This window comes from Mesorhizobium erdmanii (assembly GCF_013170725.1).
Classification (GTDB): domain Bacteria; phylum Pseudomonadota; class Alphaproteobacteria; order Rhizobiales; family Rhizobiaceae; genus Mesorhizobium; species Mesorhizobium erdmanii.
The window spans coordinates 2,954,292-2,972,803 of the sequence record NZ_CP033361.1; the positions used below are offsets into that span (position 1 = coordinate 2,954,292).

The window sequence follows — 18,512 nt, forward strand, 5'->3', positions numbered from 1 at the left end:
GAAGGGAGCAGCGGCCTTATTTCCGCTCCGACGACCACGGGAAATTCACGTAGCGATCGCGCGTGTCGTAGCAAATGTTGCCATACATTTTGAGATAGCCGTTCCTGCGCGCCGGATCGGCGTAGACAGGCGCCGGATTTGCGAGATCCGCCTCGTACTGGGCGATGTTGTTGCTGGTCAGCGCGATGGGCAGGATATCCATGGCTTGCGGTATGCTCTTGCCCTCGAGCCAATCGGCGGCGAACTGCCCCATCGCATAGCCGAAGACAGGGGACGAGAGGGAGATGCTTGCCTTATAGGGACTGTCGCCCTTTGTGATTTCGGCCACAGCCTCGGGCTCGCCGTCAATACCGCCAAGAAACTGGTCAGGCCGGTCCTTCCCAGCCGCGCGCAAGGCCTTGAGCGCGCCTGTCACCACCGCATCGCTGCCAAGCACCACGTCGATTTTCGGATTGGCCAGAAGAATCGTCTTCATCGTCTCAAAGCCGCCCTCTTTCGTCACCGGCTTGGGAGCGATATCGGCGACGATCGTCACGCCAGGCATTGCATTGAAGCCGTCCCGCATGACTTCGAACCTGGGCGCCAAAAACTCCATGGAGTCTTGCGTCAGCAGCACCACATTCGCCTTGCCGCCCAGCTTGGCGTTGATATGAGCGATGGCCGCGTCCGTCAGCACCTTGCCGGTCGCGTATTGTGGGGCGTTGAGCAGCAAGGTGGCCGGCGGCGGAACAATGGTGCCGACGAACGCTCCCGACCAGATCATTTTCTGAAGGTCGTGGCTGATCGCCGCGGGATCGGAGGAGGTCGCCACCAGAGCACCGGCCTTGTCCGCGAGCAGGGATCTTATCTGCTCGATGGCCTTTGCCGTATCGTTCTGGATCAGCAGCCTGCGATATTTCAGCCCGCGATCGCTGGCAGCCATGGCCAGGCCGTGATCGACACCCTGCAGGAAATCTCGATCGTTCTCCTGAATGTGGGCCAGCACCTTGTTGAGACCAGTTGGGGGCGTGCACGCCGGCGCACCCGGGTCGAACGCGGGGAATACGGTACGCTGTGTGATACCTGGCGGACCATCCTGCGCTCTTGCGACGTTAAGGCCACCGATCGACAGGATCGCCATGAAGAGAAAAAAGCGCAATGACGCCGGCCAGCTTCTCCCGGCCCTCCTTCCATCGAAAGGCATTGAAAGATCCTCCCCGTTTCCGCCAGAGGTAAAGCAGGGAGCGGCTTATTCCGCAAGCGGTCCCTTGAACCGGCGAGCAGCAGAGTTTGTCGCGGCTCTGCCTCCTATGCCGCCCGCTCACCCTTGCGGGGTTTGGTCGAGAACAGCAGCCGGGCAGACGTTCCGGGATGGCGCTGTTGATACGCTATCTTGGCACCCAGGCTGATGCTCATGGCATTGACGATCCGCTGCCGACGCCGGTGCCCTTGGCGGGCGCGCCCTCGGCACGGCCGACGCCATCGTCTTCCACGACCAGTTCCGCCTGCTCGTCCGCCAACTTCCTGAGATGAACCCGGACTTCGCCAACAGCGTCGGGATAGGCGTATTTGAACGCATTGGTGACAAGCTCGGTGACGACGACGCCGAGATTGATGCTGGTATCGGTTTCGAGCTCTATCGGGTCTATGTCGTAGGTCAGGTTGACGCCATGAACCTGGCCGCGCAGCGAGGTGCGCAGATGGTCCAGCAGCCCGCTCAAATACTCGTCAAGCGCAACCGAACGCACGCCGCCCGAGCCATAGAGGCGTTTGTGCACGAGCGAGATCGCGAAGATGCGGTCTTGTGTTTCCGCAAGGGCATCCTTGGCGGCCGGATCATCGAGCGCCTTCGACTGGAGCTTCACCAGCGACGAGACAAGGGCAAGGCTGTTGGCAACACGGTGATTGACCTCGGACAACAGCACTTCGGCGCGGTCGCGTGCATGCGCAAGATCGATGGTCCGGGTAGCCACGCGTTGTTCGAGGTTTCGATTGAGTGTATTGACTTCGTCGCGTGTGACGCGAAGTTCCTTGGTGTAGCGCGCCACGCCGAAGGCCGCGCCGCTGACGACCGCCACGATGACGAACGCACCGATTGCGGAAACGAGCCGGAGCAATGCGGTGTTTGCCCGTTGTTCGGCAACGCCCGATGTCAGCCTGTCGTCAGCCCTTACGATGATGCCGGAGAAGAACACATTGGCCTCGTCGGTCAGTGCCTTGCCCTTGTTGGTGCGAAAGATGGCCAGCACGTCCTCGTCGCGTTGGCTGCGTTTGAGCGCTACCGTCTGGTCCATCTCGTCGAATTTGCTGGCGATGATCGTGGACAGGCGCTGCAAGGTCGCGTCGGAGTCGGAAGACGCCGGCAGAAGTGTCTCGAGCGCGAGCAAGCGCCGCTCCGCCTGCGCCTTGGCCGATTGATAGGGCGCGAGATAGATTTCGTTTCCGGTAATGATGAAGCCCCGCTGGCTGGCCTCGGCGGTCTGCATGGCGTTTCTCAACTCGACCGCCGCAATTCGTGTGTCGCGTGCCGCCAGCGCGTCGTCAAAATAGGATTGCGCCCGCTCGCCCAGCCAAAAATTCATGGCGACGATGGCTGTCAGGGCAAGAAACCCGATCAGCAAGGCGGCGGAGGTGAAGCGAACAAGGCTACGACTGGACAGGGGCATGCGATACTCCTGCCCGATTTCAGGGCGTCGCGCCATCTTGTAGTGAGGGCCAACAAGTCGGGATGTTCAGCCGTTTGTCGAGCTTCCGTGGGCCACGGCATCAGGCGACCCCATGCCAAGACGATGGAGAGGGAAAGCCTGGCGCCGTGACAAGCCGCCGAGATGGCCTTGCCACCTCGAAGCAAACTATTTCGCCTTTCGCCCCAGGCCCATAGATTTGGCGAGTGTCGAGCGGGTCGCTGAATAGTTCGGCGCGACCATCGGGTAGCTGGAAGGCAGTTTCCACTTCTTTCGATACTGGTCCGGCGTCAGGCCATAATTCGTCTCGATATGCCGCTTCAACGATTTGAAGCGCTTGCCATCCTCCAGGCAGATGATGAAATCGGGCGTGACGGATTTTTTCACGGGGACGGCATATCTGATCTCGTCGGGTCCGCCATCGGCAAAGCCATCCGAAATATTCCGGATCGAGGCGTGTATCTTGCCTATGAAGTCAGGGAGTTCGGCGGCCGGGACGGGGTTGTTCGAGACATAGGACGAGACAATGTCGGCGGTTATGGAAATGATGGGATCGATATGCTTTCCGTTCGCGGGGTATGTGTCGGCACGGCTGGTGACTTCAATCGGCGTCTCTTCGAACATCGCTCCGGCCCTGACTATGGCCGGTCTGACATAAGGCTTCTTCAAAAGGTTTCTCCTTGACGAATACAGTGTGGCTATTGCCGCATTTTTGTGGGAAAATTTCTCACGTGTCAACTGGCGCAATTGGCTCCCTATTGTGGAAGCATTTCCCACAAGCTATTTTCGGCAGGAATTTCCGAGGGATGGATGACCGATTTCACGATTGGCAAGTGAAGGACGACGATGAGCAAATCGGCGGGACAATATCTGGATGCCGCCGGGGTCCAGAGCGCGTTGAACCGGGTGCTGCGCCCTTTGGTGCGGCTCGCCATCAAATGCGGCGTGACCTTTCCGGCCTTCGTCGATCTGCTGCGCCAGCTCTACGTCAATGTGGCGGAGCATGAATTCGCCTTGCCGGACAAACAACAGACCGACTCCAGGGTCAGCCTGCTGACAGGCGTCCACAGGAAGGAAGTCAGCCGGCTGAGAGGGGCGGGCGCGCCGGTGCGGGTGGTGCCCGATTCCGTTTCGAGGACGAGCGCCATCGTCGCGCGCTGGCTTGCCGATCCGCAGTTCGTCGACGCCAGGGGCACGCCGTTGCCGCTGGCGCGGACGAGCGAGGCGGGAGAGCCATCCTTTGCCGGCCTTGTGGAATCGGTGACCCGAGACCTGCGGCCGCGAGCCGTTCTCGACGACTGGCTCGACCGAAAGCTGGTCGAGATCGACGACGAGGACCGGATCGTGCTGATGGAAGGGGCAATGGTGCCGCGCGGCGATGGCGAGGTCCGGCTCTACTATTTTGCCCGCAATCTCGGCGATCATGCGGCCGCCTCGGTCGAAAACGTGCTCGCCGACGCGCCGCCCTTCCTCGAGCGCGCCGTTCACTATGACGGTCTGTCGGAGGAGCTTGCCAGGTCGCTAGAGGCCTACAGCCGCGAGATCGCGGTGGAGACGCTCCTGCGTCTCAACAAATACGCCAACCAGGCTATCCAGAACGATCCCGGCGGCAGCAGTCGGTGGAACTGGGGTGTCTATATCCTTACCTCCGACGCCACCTCGCTCGTTGCCGAGGAAACGCCTGAAAACAAGAATGCCGGCGGAGAGACTGCATGAGCGGGAGGCCGACGAGACGGGGTTTCCTGACGCTTGCAACCGCCTTGCCGACGGTGTTTTGCAGTCTGCTCGCGAGGGCGGACGAAGCGTCGAAAGACCGGGGCATCGGCGGTACCGGCTGGACGGCGGGGACAGATGGCGACCAGGGCATCGGCGGCACCGGCATCGTCGGAACGATACAGCGCTTCGGCAGCATTTTCGTCAATGGCGTGCGGGTTCAGTATCAGCCTGATGTGCCGGTCTGGATCGACGGCGTCCGCGTTGACCCGACCAGCCTGAAGATCGGACATGTCGTGCGTGTCGCGGTGGTCCAAAAGACCGACGGCATCGTCACGTCAGGGATACATGTGACCAGCGAGGTGGTCGGGCCTGTCGAACGCGTAATCGCCGGCTGGATGCGGGTCGCGGGACAGCAGATCGACATTGGCGGCGTTCAAGGCGGGCTGAAGGTCCAGACCGGCGATATCGTCGCCGTCCATGGCATTCGCCGGCCGGACGGGAAGGTCGTCGCCAGCCTGGTGGAGACTCGGCCGGATGAAACGCACTATCTGGTTCGCGGCCTTGCGGTTGTCAGGGCGGGTGCGTTGCTGGTCGGACGGCTCAAGATCGGACAGGGATCGTCGCCGCTGGCAAATCGGCGCGTTCAACTGACCCTCGCCAAGGCCGCGGGCGGGTACAGGATCGTGCATCTGGAGGCGGAAGCGCCGGTGCCGCAGGCCTATGTCGCCGATGTTCTCTACGAGACGTTCCTGCAGCGCCGCGGACAGCGGCTGGAATCGGGTCTGGGCGTCACTGTCGACGATCACAATGGCGATGTGAAATCGACGGCTGCCGTCCGCGTGTTCCTCGACGTCGGCTTCGACCGCGAGGGCAAGATCATATCGGCATCGCGCGGGCAGGGTGCCGGCGGGCCGTCGCCGAACCAGCCTGGCATGCCGCCCGGCCCGCCCCCCGGCGGACCGGCTGGGCCGGGTGGACCTGGCGGGCCAGGCGGGCCGGGCGGACCCGGCGGACCGGGCGGGCCAGGCGGGCCAGGCGGACCGGGCGCGCCTTAGTCCTCCCGCGTCATGATTTTTGGTCGAACGCGGTAGCCTTGAACGGTCGGCGCCCCTCACTGTCCTGCCGGACATGATGGCCCTTCGGGCGTTCGTTGTTCGAAAAGCCAAGCAATTGGCTTTTCGTCCGCTACGCGGACCACGCCTCACCCCCGTAAACGGGGCGAGAGTGGCCGGCCGCGAAGCCGGCGTTCTTCCCACAACGTTGGAGATTGGCGAAATCGCCGATGACGGCGTCCCTCTCCCCGTCACTATACGGGGAGAGGATGCCGGCAGGCAGGTGAGGGGCAGCGCTGACGGCTGGTCATTATGATGGTTATGACAAAGCGGGATTGGAGCTGTTCATCGTTCCACGAAACGCTGAACACTCTCATTTCCTAGCTCGCGTGATATCGTACGGGAGCCCCTCGCGCTCCGCCAGCGCTCCAGAGAACAACGATAATCCGGCCGGTCCGTCCTTTGCGATAGACGGAACCGGCCGGTGCAGCCGTACGGGGGGCTCGTGGGTAGGGCCTTGAGCTTTTTGGGTACGGCTGCTTCCCGCGGACCATGCGGGGGGCGGACGGTCCGCGGAAAATTCCAATCGAAGTTTCCTCGCGCCTTTTTCTCGGCTGACGGACCCAATCTGTGGGAAATTTACCCACAAGTCAACTGTCTACTCTTGACGTGGGTAAATTTCCCACATACATGAGATCGACATCTGAGGACGATCAAACCCTCGGGCCTCGGAGCAAGGCAAATCAATCCGAAATGATGCGGCTTTGACCGCCACGGATTTCTGTTGCCTGCGGACTGATTTGATGTCGGTGCAGCAAAATCGAAGGTAAACCATTGAAGACACTATATATTGATGCCTCCCTGCCATTTCGCTGGGGGCCGCATCCGCCAGTGGGCATCCCGCGCGTCGAGACAGCACTCATTCGTCAGGCGCTTCGTTGGAAGTCCTCGCCGGTCGGCTTCTTTGTCGTCGACGCGTGGGGAAACGGTCAGAGGCTCGATGAGGCGGAGCTTCGCTATCTCCGGCGGCTCGTCGACGGTGACCTGCCGCAGCCGACTGGCGGCGAGGGCAGCTCCTATCTGGCGCGGCTGTGGAAAGTGCTGTCGATCATAAGGGCGGCACCCATCGCCTGCGGGCGCGAATTCGACCGCGTGGCGGCGATCTTCCTCTCCGGATCCGAGAAGCGGCGCGGCGTCAAGTTTCAGCTGTCGAAGACGGTCGTCCGGCTGTTTAAGATCGTGAAATCGGCCCTGCGCCCAAGCAGGCTCGACACCGGCGATCCGCTGAAGGACGAAAACGCCATCTGCTTCCTGTCCAGTGCAAGCGTGCACGAGCTTGCTTCGGCCCGGCTCGCGGGCAAAAAAGCCAGATGCAGCATCTTCACCGTGATGCACGACCTCATTCCGGTTGACTTTCCGCAATTCGTCGGTCCGCATCACGCACGCGGATTCGTGCGGAACACGGCATGGCAGCTGGACAATGCGCATCTGCTCGTCTGCGTGTCGAAATACACCGCCGACAGGGTGAAAGCTCATGCCAAGTCCTCCGACGTTGCCCGGATTCCGCAGGTCGCGGTTTCATCGCCCGGCGCCTTCCTGAGGGAAGCCATCACCGACCGGGAAATGTCCGCTGATCGGCAAAACCGGGACCGCAAGTTCGTGCTTTATTGCTCGACGATCGAGATCCGCAAAAACCACATCCTGCTGCTCAAGGTCTGGCACCGGCTCTTGCCGCTGCTGGGAGAGCGGCTGCCGACACTGGTGCTGTGCGGCCGATGGGGCTGGATGTATGAGGAACTCACCGCCTTCATGGACGCACATCCGGAGCTTGCCGCGCATGTCGAGTTCCGCTCCAATCTCAGCGACCGGGAGCTGGCCGAACTCTACCGCGACGCCGAATTCAGCGTCTATCCGTCGGCGGTCGAAGGCTGGGGCCTGGGCGCCGCCGAGTGCCTCGATTTCGGGCTGCCGGTGCTGATTTCGGACGCGCCGTCGCTGACCGAGGCGACGCAAGGGCTGATGCCGACCATTCCCGCCCGCGATATCGAGGCCTGGTGCGCCGCGATCGCCAAGGCCTGCACCGACCCGGTCTGGCTGGCGGAATTGCGCCACACGATCACGTCTCGATACCGCCCGATCAAGGAGCGGGAGTTTTTCGCGACCATAGTCGACCATGTCGCGGCAATCGACGCCGTCGCGGAGGCCGAGGCGAAAGTCGACCCTGTCGCGGGGATCGCTCCGGACGGCTGCGCGCCCAGTATTTACGGGCCGCTTCCAGCGGCGGCCAGGCAGTCCGGCGCGTTGGCGACCGATCAACGGTTTTTTCGCGAGGCGTGATGGGAACGATCGTGGACATGTCGACGCTCACTGGTGCGCGGGCTGGCCCCGGTGCCGTCAGGGTAATGGGGACGCCGCGCTCGGGCACGAACCTCGCCAAGCATCTCATCGAACGTTACCTCGAAATCCCGGTCGTCTTCGATCGGGGGTTCTGGAAACACGGAGTTTTCCCGGCGCTGATGAGCGGGCGCGAGGTCGATCATGGCGACTTGCCAATCGTCGTCATGAGCAAGGATCCCGTCAGCCAGATTCTGTCGTGGTATCGCCTTGCCAGGAACGACACGATCTTCAAGCCGAACGGAAATCTCGGCTCGTTTGTCAAAGACCCGTTCGATGTCAGGCAGGATTTTACCGGAGCAAAGCGAATGGAATACAGGTTCCGATCGCCGGCCGATTACTGGAACCAGTTCTATTTCGCCATGGACGCGCTTCGCCGCACCGGTGCTCCGGTGCATTTCGTGCGCTATGAGGAGCTCGTTTCAGAACCGGCCTTGTCGCTGCATATGCTCTCTCATTTTCTGGACCGCCCCTGGCCTTTCGATGTCCGCTGCCAGGTGGAAATTCCACGCCATACGCTCGACGCGAGCAATGACATCGACCAGGCCGCGGACCGGCGGGATGAAAAGATCTTCGATCGCGCCCGCGCGGAGCTCGCCTCGGCGCTGGCCAGGATCGGCTGGCGCAATGCCAGCGCCATCCTGCGCGGCATCGACGACGACGTACTCGACGCAACGGGACGGGCAGGGTTCCGTCAGACCTGCGGCGAGGCGGTCGGCCCGACGGCGATGCTGAGGTCGCTCGTCGGCTTCTGGTGAAGCCGGTCATCCTGCCGCCGCGATGCCGGCGTGGTGGCTGCCCAACTGCCAGAGGGGTAGCGGGAACCGCCCGTGCTGCACTTCGATGAGGCGGAAGCCCGCCCCGCCGATCAGGCCGAGCGGATCGCGGTTGAGGTGGCAGCCGCCAGCGAGCGATCCCCACAGCCGGTTCAGGCGTTCCTGCCACCGCCGGCGGCGCGGCCCCTCGGCCTGGCCGTGCTCGATGAAGATAAGCCGGCCCGTCGGTTTCAGGATGCGGCGGATTTCGCCCAGCGCCATCTCGGGGTCCGGAATGGTGCAGAAGGCATAGGTGACGACCACCGTGTCGGCGCAGCCGTCGGCCAAGGGCAGGCTTTCGCCGCCGGCGCGGATGCATTCGACGGGGAAATGGCGCGGCACGGCTCTTCGGTGCGGCGAGGCCGAGCATGGTGCCGTCGGGATCGATGCCGATCAGCCGCTCGACCCTGGCGGCGTCGTAATAGGGAAGGTTGAGGCCCGAGCCGAAGCCGACCTCGACGACGACGCCTTGCGCGCGCGGGATGACGCGCCCGCGCATCCGCGAAAAGGCGCCGGCCGAGCAGCCGGCATGGACGAAATAAGGGGCAACGCAGCGCGCATACCAGGAGAGGCAGGTCTGGCACATGGTTCAGCCTCCATGTCCGGTGATGACGGCAAGGGCACCGCCGCCGGCAAGTGTGCTATGGCTTGATGTATTGACCGGTGACATTTCTCGCTCCAAGGGTTTGATCGGGCCCGATTGGCCCGAATTCGCGGGGATGGATAGAAGGCCGGCGTCCCCTCAACGTCCTCTCGAAACCCTTGGCCCGGCCGCGTGCGGATCGATGGATCGCTTGCAACTGCGACTTCTCGGCTTTCCGGAGTTCCGGCTGAACGGGCGGCCGATAGAGCTCGCCCTGCGCAAGGCGGCAGCGCTCGTGATCACCCTGGCCGAGGCCGGCGGACCGGTGGCGCGCGACGTCGCCGCCACGCTGCTGTGGCCCGAGGCCGACACGGAGGCCGCACGCGCCCGCCTGCGGCGCACGCTGTACAAGATCCGCAATGCCTTCGGCACGGAGATCATCGCCGCCGGCGCGGCATCGCTCAACCTGCGGCCGGGGCTCGCCGTCGAGGCCGACGCGGGCGCCTACGAGCAGGCCTGCGACGCCGGCAATCTCGACGCGGCGGCCGACCTCTACAGAGGCGACTATCTCGCCGGCTTCTCGCTGCCGGACTGTCCAGAGTTCGAGGAATGGGTGTTCTTCCGCCGCGAGGCCTTGCGCAGCCGGCTGGTGCAGGCGCTGGAGCGGCTGGTGGAGGCCAGGATCGCCGGCGGCGATGCGCGCGGCGCCGTCGTCCACGCAACGCGGCTTGCGGCCCTCGACCCCTTGAGCGAAAGCGCGCACCGCCACCTGATCCGCGCCCATCTGGCGGCGGGCGACCGGGCGGCGGCCGAGCGCCAGGGCGAAACCTCTGCGCGGCTGCTGCGCGACGAACTCGGCGTGGCGCCGGACCCCGCGACGCTGGCCCTGCTGCGTGCGCCGGGTGCCGAGGTGCCGAGGACCCGCTATATCCAGGTGGACGGCATCCATATCGCCTACCAGACCATAGGCAGCGGCCCCGCCGACATCGTGCTCGTTCCCGGCTTCATCTCGCATGTCGAGCGCATCTGGGAAGACCGGAGCTGCCGTGCCTGGCTGAGCGCGGTGTCACGGTTCGGCCGGCTGATCCTGTTCGACCGGCGCGGCATGGGCCTGTCCGACCGCGTCGGCGCCCGCCCGACCGTCGAGGCGACCGCGCGCGACATACTGGCGGTGATGGATGCCGCCGGCAGTCGCAAAGCCGTGCTCGTCGGGGCCTCGGAGGGCGGCCCGGGCTGCATCCGCTTCGCCGTCGACCATCCCGACCGGTTGAGCGGCCTCGTGCTGTGGGGCTCTCTGGCCAAGGGCAGCCACGCGCCCGACTATCCCTTCGCGCTGACATCGGCGCAATACGACCTGTGGCAGCAGCGCCTGCTCGCCGGCTGGGGCGGCCCGGCGGAAATCGAAACCTTCGCGCCGAGCGTCGCCCAGGACCGCCAGGCGCGCGCCTGGTGGGCCGGCCTGCTCAGGGCCGCCTCCAGCCCGGGCGCCGTCGCCGGCCTGCTGCAAGCGCTGCGCGACACCGACGTGCGCCCGCTGCTTTCGAAAGTGAGGGCGCCGACGCTGGTCCTGCACCGCACCCGCGACCGCGCCGTGCGGGTCGAGGCCGGGCGTTATCTGGCGGGAAGGATACCGGGGGCACGGTTCGTCGAGGTGGAAGGGGAAGACCACTGGTTCTGGGTGGGCGAGCAGGGGGCGTTGCTGGAGGGGATCGGGGCGATGACAAGCGGACATTGAGGCAGGCCCCTGTCGGCCAGAACCGGCATTGGTCAGGAGGTCAACGTCAATTACAAATCGTCGCGTTCCTCAGCGCCTCCGCCCGGGAAGGCTGGGGCAATGCCGCGATCCGCCGTACGGAAGCATAGAATCTCGGATAGTCGCCCGAGCACAAGTCATAGAGGCGAAGAAACGCTGGAACCTGTTCGCCGTAGACGGAAGTCGCGGCGAGCTTTGCGTTGTTGATGGGGCTGTTGAACCAGGCGTCGTATCCGCGATATCCGGCCCAGCGCCTGTCGCGCATTTGCCGGTAGCGCACTCGCAGCCTGTCGATCGCGGCTGTTTTGGCGGCAGCCATCTGCTGCGAGGCGCGAGGACTCCCATAGATCTGCCTCAGCTCGTCGCGCGTTTGCGCTATCAGCCCGAGAAAGTCGGCACTGCGTTTGCGATTGGCTTCATAGCGTCGCAAACCGGCGCGATCGCCGGCTTCGCGCAGCCATTTCCTCACGCCGCTTGTTTCGACAGAGACCGCGAAAGCTTCGTTGAACGCGGAGTCGCCGTTCACATAGATTTTCTGATGCGCCAGTTCATGGAAGATGAGGCTTGCGAGATAGGTGTCGTCCTGACGCAGCATGGTGCTGAGCAGCGGGTCGCTGAACCAGCCCAGCGTGGAATAGGCGGTGACGCCCGAGATGTAGACGTCCAGGCCTCGGCCCTTGAGTTCGGCGGCGGTTTCGATCGCGGATTTCTGGGAAAAGTAACCCCGGTACGGAACGCAGCCGAAGACCGGAAAGCACCATGTTATCGGCGTGAGCGAGAATTTCGGGGCGGCAAAAACGGCAAAGGTCACGTTGTCTCGACCGATGTCGACATAGCTGCGGTAGCTGCTGTTATCGGGGAGTGCCAGCTCATCGGTGGCAAAGCGACGTATGGCGCTCGCCGACGTCAACTTCGTGCGCAATGCCTTCGGCGTCGAGGGATCGTGGATGAGCTTTCCGACACTTTTCCGCGCGGCCATTATCCGCACATGGCCTTCCAGCGACTGCGCGTAGTAGGAGACGCTGGTGCACCCGGCCACGCCGGCCGCCATGACCACAGCGGCAAGCAATCGAAAAAAGCGCTTCACAACCAGCACACCGCCTGCTCATCCATCATGGCGCGAATGCCCCATTTGCCCTCGTGTCAGGCGCACCGATTTTCGTCAAGACCTGGCGCGGGCAGCATGCCGGACTTTCGAATTGGCAGGACTGGCAAGGCGGGTATTCGAAACCTTCGCGCCCGGCCTCGCCGCCGACCGCCTGGCGCGCCTGGTGGGCCGGCCTGCTGCAGGGCCGCCTCCAGCCCCGGTGCGGTGGCAGGCCTGCTGCGGGTGCTGCGTGACGCTGATGTGTGCCTGCTGCTGTCAACAGTCTCGGCCAAGACGATTGTCCTGCACTGCAGGGGTGACCGGGCGGCGAGGGTGGAAGCCGGGCGGTATCTGGCGGCAGGGATTCGGGAGGCACGGTTTGTCGAGGTCGAGGGGAAGGATCACTGGTTCTGGGAGCGCGAGCAGGGGGGTTGCTGGAGGGGATTGGGGGGATGATGCGGGGTGGGTGATCAGCTGGCAAGGGTGAGGTGTAGAGTGCATTGTCACCGTAATTTGGCGACGATTTGTGAAGCGAGGCGGTGGCGGAGCGAGTAGCGGTTGAAGAGGACGGTTGGGGGTCGGGATGGGGTTAATCATCTTAACTCAGTGATGGCTTTCGATGCTCTGTAGTGCCAAGATCGTGCATAATAATAATGCGATACTTTGTTCCGGCGCACCGTTTCCCCGGGGACGCTACCAATAATGCTCTCCAGTTTTGAGAGGAATTCTTGTTCGTTTGACTCTTCTCCACGAAGCCTCCAAATCATCGAGCTATAGCGAAAAAGTGTGAGGAGGTTGCCCCAGTCTCCCCGCGTAGTAAAAACGTGCCACAGAGCCCTATGACTGGAGTTAAACATCCAAGGAACTCTCTCGTTAAGAACAAATTGGTAGCAACTAATTAGTTTTAATACCTCAAAGTCAGTAATATTAGCACCAGATTGAATTTTTCAGTTAATTAACTCAAGAGCCGCTCTACTCTTGTTATAGAGATCTCCATTTTCTGGTCCTTTCAAGACACTGTCGAGTATGGCTGCAGCAGCATCGTCGCTTGCTGCTTCTTTGGCCCGTGTAAGGGCAATATTTTCTGCAACCACGTAGAATTTGTTCTTTCGAGCCTTTCTTTCAAGCTCGGTTAGTTTCCTAGTTCGATCGGAGCTTGCGGGCTCCAACTCGATGATGATTTGCTGAGCTTGGTAACCGTGGCTGTTATTGCGATTAATCCGCAGTATCTCTTTTGCATATTCCATGGCGTCAGATTCCCTGTCTGCTTTATGGCAGAGCGCCAGATCGATAAGGACGCTCTGTCGCGTAACCTTAGGGAACGGAAAATCGAGTACCTCCTTCAATAGTGTTTTCGCACGGACTCGATCCCCTAACATCCGCAGGGCATAGCCCTGTTGACGAATGAGGCCAGCCCGCTTTTCTGCAGAATCATCCGGTCCCATAAGAGCGTGAAAATCCCGGCAGAAATTCGCAGCACTCGTGTAGTGAGATCCGTCACAAAGCGCCTCGGCGAATGAGGCCGCCAACAAAACCAGGGCAACAGCTTCTCTCGATGCGGGATTTTCTCTGTGGAGCCTGAATAGTCGTATAAGCAGGGCGCTTGCATTCGCGATGTCCGCACTGCCACACCATGAGCTTGAGTAGTCGAGATGTGGAGGCCAGTCCTTTGAGCCCGACATCCAGTCGGGACCGAAGAGTAAGATCGCGGCCCTCATGTTCAAGCTGTCGAGCGCTTCTTCGTTGACAAGGGTCCGCAGATAATCCCGAATCGGGCGTGGTACCACGAGTATTTTCTGGGATGAATTCGTTTCAGAGTTTCCAACTTCGGGGGTTTCAGAAACTGTAATCAAGGCCCTGTCCATCAAGCCTAATGCGTCAGCAGGATAAAACGGATTGACGCCGTTGAAACGCTTGATGCGGCTAAGTTCCGCGCCCTGGGGAAACACCAAAAGCGCCTTAAGCATATCGAACATGCGCCTTGTTGGCTTGTCGCCCGCCTCCGAGAGTTCATGGACGGCACGTTTTAGCAGCAACGGTGCATCGGATTGTGAACCGTCACCGCTGTACGTATCTTCGCCGCTGCTCGAGAGCTCTTCGATCGAGACGACCGTCAACTCCTTTAGGCGCGCATCCAGCCTCGTAGGATAGCCGTCCGTGTGACGATAAAGAATCGCGATTGCGTCGATTGTGGTGAGCTTAGGTCCTCCGCGCTCATGGTCACCTACGTACAGCTTTATGTCCGCCTCATCCAATGGAGCCAGTTGAAGGGACACGAGCGTATTTCCCGTTGGCTTCTTGAGAGACCGCAGTGCGACCCATAGATTGGGGCACGCGTCGACGAGAACCTCAACGAAGCTCTCGATGTCGTTCTCGAGTGCAACAGAGCCAATGGGTGGCTCGACGCCGGTTGGAATGTCATCAAGTATAAGAAATGCTGACTCTGAGCTCAGCGCGTCGCAGAACTGGGCAAAGCTGCAGCCCAGTTTCCTGGCAACCTCGGCGCTAAAGGTGTCTTTGTCGGAATATTCGCACGCGTCAAGCCGGAAGGACTTAGACTGCGTCGACCTTTGCGCCATCACGCTGGCCAAGAACTCATCGCTGCCCATGCCCCATTCTGAGGTGAGCCATAGCGCTCGAGCGCTTTCAAGGGTCTCCAGGCATTGCTGTTGCTCCGCGCGTCGGACGCGTCGGTGGGCAGAGGGAAGGGCAAGGTGGTAGTTGAGCGGCCGCAGGACGTCGCGCTCCTGATGCTCAACGTCGGCAGCCTGCAAAGTCTTGCTAGGGGAGCCATTGACAGGCGCGGGTGCAGAATCCAGACGCGTTTGTAGGTTGATCGTGAAGTACTTGTCGTCCTCTAAAACGAATTCGTTGTCAGCCACGAACCTCTGTTGGCCACTTTTGTGACCGAGGAGTCGCCGCGGCCATATTCGAATTCGCCTGGCATTGTCCAACGTCTCGAAAGACAGAAGCGAATAGCCGTGGATGCGGTTCGTCTTACCGTCCGCAAGCATTTCCATTCCAAAGAGCGACGGTGCCTGCAGGGAGTGACGATTAGCGGCGCCACTTATCCCAAGCGTCATTGAGAATGGTTCGTGCATATGTCCGAACAAATGCAGATCGAAGCGACCAGGAGGATTGATTTCGCTATACCATGTGTCGAGACTAGATGGATGCAGCCAGTCGAGGGGATGATGTGTAACTACGATATTGAAGTGATTGGCGCCGCACCATTTTCCAACTTCTGGCTGCAGCGCGTTAACCTGTCGTAGGTCGACACTCAGCGTTCCCTTGTATTCATCGCCCGTAATTTGAAGCCACGTTGAATTCAGACCCATCACGCCAAGCGTGATTTGCTTATCGTGGAAACTTATTAGTTGGTCTCCTGGCAAGAGACCGATTTGCGCCCTCGCGAGCGGAATCGAGGTAGATGCTAGATTCGCGACGAAACGCTCATATCCCGACAGCGCCCCGGTAATTATGTGGCGGTACGTGTCATTGTTATCTCGAAAAAAGTCATCCCAAATCTCACGTTCTTCGAACCACTTCTTAAGTACTCTGACTTCGGCTCTTCTGGCATCGGGTCGCTGAATGTCATGATTGCCGGGTATGCAGATCAAAGTCGGCTTGAAGCCTAGGCTTTCGAAGTGACGCCAGATATCCAGCAACCTGACGATGACTTCGTCGAATTCCTCATTCGCGCCCTTCTGAGCGAAGTCTCCGCTAAACAGGACTGCATCCCATTCGCCTACTTGATTCTTCAGTGTTGTGAGATCTCTAAAGAACACTTCCTTGACGTTAGGCCATAGCAAACTTTGTCCAGACATTCCCGCATGGAGGTCGCTCAAGTGAAGCAGCCGGAAGGAGGTGGGATCAGTCATTCAGTGAATGTCGATTCGTTTGATGATTTATCTGCACAATCATGGCCATTGCAGCTTGCGAGCGCAAGCAAGCAAGAGGGTGGAAGCTATCTACGTAGGACCTTCATCAAAACTCTGCTAAAATCTTGATGGTTCATATCTGCGATCGGAACACGAGCGTTCTTCGTCCCACCCACCTCCAAGAAGCAGCCGTGCTAGTTACCCTAGCGCATCCCCTACCGCTCCTCTACAATCCGCAGATAAGCCGCCGTCACGAACAGCACGATCAGCCCGAACAATATCCGTCACGGCCCCCTCCGGCATCTGCAGGATGGTCAACAGCGTCGTCAGCACGGTCAGGATGAGCGCGCCGATGATGGTGCCGGTGTAGCCACCGAATGTGGACGCGCCGCGGATCACGACCTTCTCCGCCCAAACCTCACTCACCTCAATCGCGCTGGTCACCGACAGGCCGGCACTCTAGATGATGAGGGACATCGACGGTGCCGGCGTTTTTTCAAGTCGCTATCCGTCCAAGGCTGCCTCGCATCGCTGGCTGCCATTTCTTTTGTCGGGAAGGAGCGGATTTGGAGCGGGATCAAGCTGGGGGTAGCCCGATAATCGTCCTGTTCCGGGACGATTTGCGTGTTGCGGATAATGGGGCGCTGGCGGCGGCGGGCGCTACGGGCAGGCCGGTCGTGCCGCTTTTCATCTTGGACGAGGGCGGCAATGACGCGCGTCCGCTGGGCGCCGCCAGCCGTTGGTGGCTGCACCATTCGCTCGCGGCGCTGGAGCGGTCGCTGGAGATGCTTGGCGGCAGGCTTTTCCTGCGGCGGGGAGAGACGCAGAAGATCGTTGCCGAGGCCGTCAAGGAGACGGGGGCGGGCGCCGTGTTCTGGAACCGTCGGTACTCGCCAGCCGGCATCGCCGCCGACAAGGCGCTGAAGTCCGGCCTGCGCGCGCAAGGGCTGGAGGCGAAAAGCCATGACGGGTTCCTGCTGCACGAGCCGTCGCGCATCGCCACGCAATCCGGCGATTTCTACAAGGTGTTCACGCCCTTCTACAGAAGGCTGGCCGAGGACGATGTGCGCGATCCGATCGACGCGCCGGCCTCGCTGGCGGGATGGAAGGGCAAGCTTGCCTCCGACAGGCTCGACGCGTTCGAGTTTCTGCCGACACATCCGGATTGGTCGTCGGGCCTTGCACAACGCTGGCAGCCCGGCGAACAGGGCGCGCGGGAGAGGCTGGCGCGGTTTGTCGAGGATGGCCTCGACAATTATGCCGAGAATCGCGACCTGCCCGGCATCGATGGCACATCGGGCCTGTCGCCGCATCTGGCGCATGGCGAGATCACGCCTTTCCAGATCATGGCCGCACTGCGCCGCAGGCGCGGCAAGGACGCCGAGACCTTCCGCAAGGAACTCGGCTGGCGCGAGTTCTCCTATCACCTGCTGTTCAACCGGCCGCGACTGCACAGGGAGAATTTCCGCCCGGCCTTCGAAGCCTTCGAATGGCAGGAGGCGCCTGCCGCGCTGAAGGCCTGGCAGCGTGGACTGACAGGCTATCCGATCGTCGATGCCGGCATGCGTGAGCTCTGGCGGACCGGCTGGATGCACAACCGCGTGCGCATGATCGCGGCATCGTTCCTGGTCAAGGACCTGCTGATCGACTGGCGCACAGGCGAGGATTGGTTCTGGGATACGCTGGTGGACGCGGACGCCGCCAGCAATCCGGCAAGCTGGCAATGGGTGGCCGGATCGGGCGCCGACGCCGCGCCCTATTTCCGCATCTTCAATCCCGTGCTGCAGGGCGAAAAGTTCGATCCGCAGGGCAGCTACATCAGGCGCTATGTTCCCGAACTGGCCAAGCTGCCCGACCGCTACATCCATCGCCCCTTTGAAGCGCCGGCAGCCGTGCTGAGGGATTGCGGATTTTCGCTCGGAAAGGACTATCCGTCACCGATCGTGGACCACGCCATGGCCAGGGACCGTGCCTTGGAAATGTATCGCGGTACGCGAGAAGGCTGAAGCGCATCGCGTCGAACGGGATATGCGACGCGCGGCAGGTTCCTGCCGCTCCTCGACAATGCGCGGATAAGCCGCCGTCATGATGCAAGAAATTGCCAGAGCGCTTCGGGCGATCCCGTCGTGAGCAATCCGACTATGAGCGCGATCAGGGCGAGGAGTTGGAGCAGGACGATGCCAACGAGCGTGGAGCGGAACGGCTCCTTGCGCGTCTTGTGGCGGATCGTTTGCTGCGCGATCACAGTTCCGATGCTGCCGCCGATCATGGCAAGGGTCAGAAGCGTCGACTCGGGAATGCGTTGCAGACTGTTCCTGGCCCTGGACTTGTCGGATGCCATGGCGGCGTACGCCAGCAAGTTTACCGCCAAGACGTAGCCGATGACGCCGATTGTGAACTGCCCCGACATGCGCGCCCCTCCGTCTTCGGGGTAGTCTAGAGCGGTTCAGCGTTTGATGGAATCGCCGAACCGCTCTAACGCTTTGTTTTTACGCAATTCCGGACGGAAAACCGTTACACACTTTTCCTGGAATTGCTCTAACCGACGACCGCCAGTGACAGCGGATC

The 18,512-nt window shown here is 61.5% G+C and carries 13 protein-coding genes and 1 pseudogene; 6 read left to right on the forward strand and 8 right to left on the reverse strand.

Annotated elements, in window-relative coordinates; genetic code table 11:
* Positions 1 to 16 precede the first annotated feature (16 nt).
* The 3 genes from EB233_RS14335 to EB233_RS14345 all read right to left on the reverse strand — a co-directional run bounded on the left by EB233_RS14335 (position 17) and on the right by EB233_RS14345 (position 3,287).
* Complete coding sequence (locus EB233_RS14335) at positions 17 to 1,183, reverse strand: sugar ABC transporter substrate-binding protein (protein ID WP_064989326.1); 1,167 nt, start codon at positions 1,181 to 1,183, stop codon at positions 17 to 19.
* 208 nt (positions 1,184 to 1,391) lie between these two features.
* Complete coding sequence (locus EB233_RS14340; RefSeq protein ID WP_064989325.1) at positions 1,392 to 2,645, reverse strand: sensor histidine kinase; 1,254 nt, start codon at positions 2,643 to 2,645, stop codon at positions 1,392 to 1,394.
* Between the two features lie 186 nt (positions 2,646 to 2,831).
* On the reverse strand, positions 2,832 to 3,287 hold the full coding sequence (locus tag EB233_RS14345) for a Ros/MucR family transcriptional regulator (protein WP_081294057.1): 456 nt from the start codon (positions 3,285 to 3,287) through the stop codon (positions 2,832 to 2,834).
* Between the two features lie 222 nt (positions 3,288 to 3,509).
* On the opposite strand from EB233_RS14345, the gene EB233_RS14350 reads away from it, so the two are divergent.
* From EB233_RS14350 to EB233_RS14365, 4 genes are all read left to right on the forward strand, one after another.
* Positions 3,510 to 4,379 (forward strand): DUF6502 family protein, encoded by an 870-nt coding sequence (locus EB233_RS14350; protein WP_064989324.1) that lies wholly within the window; start codon positions 3,510 to 3,512, stop codon positions 4,377 to 4,379.
* Positions 4,376 to 5,434: a hypothetical protein gene (locus tag EB233_RS14355; protein ID WP_155765340.1), complete on the forward strand. Its 1,059-nt coding sequence runs from the start codon at positions 4,376 to 4,378 to the stop codon at positions 5,432 to 5,434. Before EB233_RS14350 ends, EB233_RS14355 begins: the two co-directional genes overlap by 4 nt.
* An 888-nt stretch (positions 5,435 to 6,322) precedes the next feature.
* A complete protein-coding gene (locus EB233_RS14360; RefSeq protein WP_064989322.1) occupies positions 6,323 to 7,768 on the forward strand; it encodes a glycosyltransferase in 1,446 nt (481 codons plus the stop codon).
* Complete coding sequence (locus tag EB233_RS14365) at positions 7,768 to 8,583, forward strand: sulfotransferase family protein (protein ID WP_064989321.1); 816 nt, start codon at positions 7,768 to 7,770, stop codon at positions 8,581 to 8,583. Before EB233_RS14360 ends, EB233_RS14365 begins: the two co-directional genes overlap by 1 nt.
* Positions 8,584 to 8,589: 6 nt before the next feature.
* Here the strand turns inward: EB233_RS14365 and EB233_RS31805 are convergent, their stop codons facing one another.
* Entirely contained in the window at positions 8,590 to 8,982 is a 393-nt protein-coding gene (locus EB233_RS31805) for a class I SAM-dependent methyltransferase (protein WP_244277661.1), read from the reverse strand.
* 443 nt (positions 8,983 to 9,425) lie between these two features.
* Between EB233_RS31805 and EB233_RS14375 the strand changes: the two genes are divergently transcribed.
* A complete protein-coding gene (locus tag EB233_RS14375; protein WP_064989320.1) occupies positions 9,426 to 10,958 on the forward strand; it encodes a bifunctional AfsR/SARP family transcriptional regulator/alpha/beta hydrolase in 1,533 nt (510 codons plus the stop codon).
* Positions 10,959 to 11,004: 46 nt separating this feature from the next.
* Here the strand turns inward: EB233_RS14375 and EB233_RS14380 are convergent, their stop codons facing one another.
* The 3 genes and pseudogenes from EB233_RS14380 to EB233_RS14390 form a co-directional block, all read right to left on the reverse strand.
* Complete coding sequence (locus tag EB233_RS14380) at positions 11,005 to 12,027, reverse strand: aminopeptidase (protein ID WP_064989395.1); 1,023 nt, start codon at positions 12,025 to 12,027, stop codon at positions 11,005 to 11,007.
* 983 nt (positions 12,028 to 13,010) lie between these two features.
* A complete protein-coding gene (locus EB233_RS14385; protein WP_064989318.1) occupies positions 13,011 to 15,944 on the reverse strand; it encodes a metallophosphoesterase family protein in 2,934 nt (977 codons plus the stop codon).
* Positions 15,945 to 16,159: 215 nt separating this feature from the next.
* Positions 16,160 to 16,343, reverse strand: a pseudogene (locus EB233_RS14390) (ABC transporter permease); the annotation flags it as partial.
* 167 nt (positions 16,344 to 16,510) lie between these two features.
* Between EB233_RS14390 and EB233_RS14395 the strand changes: the two are divergent.
* Positions 16,511 to 17,950, forward strand: a complete 1,440-nt coding sequence (locus tag EB233_RS14395) for a cryptochrome/photolyase family protein (RefSeq protein ID WP_064989316.1) — start codon at positions 16,511 to 16,513, stop codon at positions 17,948 to 17,950.
* A gap of 77 nt (positions 17,951 to 18,027) precedes the next feature.
* Here the strand turns inward: EB233_RS14395 and EB233_RS14400 are convergent, their stop codons facing one another.
* The gene (locus EB233_RS14400; protein ID WP_064989315.1) at positions 18,028 to 18,354 is read right to left on the reverse strand and encodes a DUF1294 domain-containing protein; all 327 of its coding nucleotides are present in this window, start codon (positions 18,352 to 18,354) and stop codon (positions 18,028 to 18,030) included.
* Between the last annotated feature and the right edge of the window lie 158 nt (positions 18,355 to 18,512).